The 2438-nt window shown below is 45.0% G+C and carries 3 protein-coding genes; all 3 read left to right on the top strand.

Annotated elements, in window-relative coordinates; all coding sequences use genetic code 11:
* Positions 1 to 888, top strand: an 888-nt coding sequence (locus R7P35_RS23605; protein WP_318092739.1) for a Dyp-type peroxidase, incomplete at its 5' end; no start/stop codon positions are given.
* 146 nt (positions 889 to 1034) lie between these two features.
* Positions 1035 to 2174, top strand: a complete 1140-nt coding sequence (locus R7P35_RS23610) for a flagellin (protein ID WP_005380443.1) — start codon at positions 1035 to 1037, stop codon at positions 2172 to 2174.
* The coding region (locus R7P35_RS23615; RefSeq protein ID WP_225474167.1) for a hypothetical protein at positions 2167 to 2438 on the top strand (272 nt) is incomplete at its 3' end. The genes R7P35_RS23610 and R7P35_RS23615, both read left to right, overlap by 8 nt.

Below are 2438 nucleotides of genomic sequence, written 5' to 3' on the forward strand. Positions count from 1 at the left end.
ACGGCGATCGTGCCAGAAGCCGGGCCATTTGCACTGTACACTCAACTCAAAGTGAACCAAAACCGTGAAAACGTATTAGAAAAACTGAAAGCACTGCCAAAGTTGGTGGAAGAGTTAAACATTACCCAGCCGGGTGCAGCGCTGACGCTTTCTATCGCATTCACAAAATCGTTTTGGGAACACCTTAATGTAGACGCGCCAGAAGAGCTTATTGATTTTACTCAACTTGGCGAAGGGGACATCGTTGCTCCAGCAACAGACGTAGATGTACTGATTCACTGTCACTCGACTCGTCACGACTTGCATTTTTACGTGTTGCGTAAGTTCCTAGAAGAGACGGCACAAGATGTCACCATTGTGGACGAAACATATGGGTACCGTTACCTTGATGCTCGTGATATGACAGACTTCATTGATGGCACAGAAAACCCGAAAGGGGAGGCTCGCGCTGATGTGGCTCTAGTAAAAGAGGGCCCATTTGCTGGAGGCAGTTATGTTATGGCTCAGCGCTTTGAACATAACCTTGCCGCTTGGAATCGATTGAATGTCAAAGCGCAAGAAAAAGTGATTGGTCGTACCAAGCCAGACTCTATCGAGCTAGAAGACGTTCCTGCTGCATCACACGTTGGTCGAGTTGATATCAAAGAAGAAGGTAAAGGTTTGAAGATTGTTCGCCACAGCTTACCATACGGGACGGTGACAGGGCCTCATGGCCTGCTGTTTATTTCTTACTGCAATACACTTCATAACATTAAAGTGATGCTAGAAAGTATGTACGGCGTAACAGATGGTAAAACAGACCAAATGCTTCGTTTCACAACAGCGGTAACTGGTGCGTACTTCTTCGCTCCTTCGCAAGAAATGCTCGCGGAGCTAGCCATCAAGTAAGTTCTCAGACTTCATTTCTTAAGCCCTCCAATGGAGGGCTTTTGTTTTCTATTTCTATTCCAATCTCTTTTCAAAAAAACACTAAACTTTTCTGTTACTTGGTCGATAAGTACTCAAAGCCTTAATTTATTTGGAGTCTGTGTCTCGTGGCTATCACCGTTAATACCAATGTGGCAGCACTCGTCGCACAGCGTCATTTGACCAGTGCAACTGACATGCTGAACCAATCCATGGAGCGTTTGTCTTCAGGGAAACGTATTAACAGCGCAAAAGATGACGCGGCGGGTCTGCAAATCTCCAACCGTCTACAATCGCAAATGCGTGGTTTGGATGTCGCGGTACGTAACGCGAATGACGGCATTTCTATAATGCAAACCGCCGAAGGGGCGATGAATGAAGTGACTAACATTATGCAACGTATGCGTGATTTGTCGCTTCAATCAGCTAACGGTTCAAACAGCAAAGCGGAGCGCACTGCACTGCAAGAAGAAGTCTCTGCTTTAAATGATGAGTTAAGTCGTATTGCAGAAACGACCTCCTTTGGCGGACGTAAATTGCTGAATGGCACATTCGGTACATCGTCTTTTCAAATCGGTGCAACGGCTGGTGAAGCGGTACAAATTGGCCTGCGGACCATGCAGCCGGAATCTTTAGGTAGCTTTTCAATGAGCTCATATCAAAGAGTCAGTTCAGATTGGACGGTTCAAAACGGAAATAATGAAATTGTTATCAGCTACCGTGATAACAATTTTGAAGAGCAGGAGATCCGTATTGAAGCTAAAGCTGGCGACGATATAGAAGAACTCGCGACTTACATTAACGGGCAGACCGATAAAGTGAAAGCGTCTGTTAATGAAGAGGGGCAACTGCAGTTACTCATGTCCCACAAGGACGCCATAAAATACCCTGGACCAACCTTCAGTGGTGGCCTGGCTGATGAGTTAGAACTTGGCAAGTATGTCACCGTAAATAGAACGGTAGATAGTATTGATATTAGCACGGTCGGTGGCGCTCAGATGGCGGTCGGCATTTTAGATGATGCTTTGAAAACGGTAGATGGCAGTCGTGCGGAGTTAGGCGCGTATCAAAACCGCTTTAATCACGCGATCAATAATCTCGATAACATCCACGAAAACTTAGCCGCTTCCAACAGTCGTATCCAAGACACTGACTATGCCAAAGAAACTACGCAAATGGTGAAGCAACAGATTTTACAACAGGTCAGTACTTCTATTCTGGCGCAAGCAAAACAAGCGCCAAACCTAGCATTGACCTTGCTTGGCTGATGAACGGCCTTGCCCGAATTTAACGCAAAACCTGCCTGTATCGACAATTCGAAAAGAAGCTTTAGCGAAAAATGAAAGTTTTTTTGCTTTTTTATCCGCTTTGTCACGATTACCCCTCCAAACGAATTATTTTCAAAAAAATCTAAAATTTTCTCTAAAGAAAACAGGGCATGCGCCGTTAATAAAAGTAACTTTGAGAGAACTACTTGGTTTTCCGAGACGTCGGAAACCGCTACACCGGAAAATCAATTGGAGAAATCACCA

The sequence above is a fragment of the Vibrio sp. Vb0304 genome (assembly GCF_033338995.1).
Lineage (GTDB): Bacteria > Pseudomonadota > Gammaproteobacteria > Enterobacterales > Vibrionaceae > Vibrio > Vibrio alginolyticus.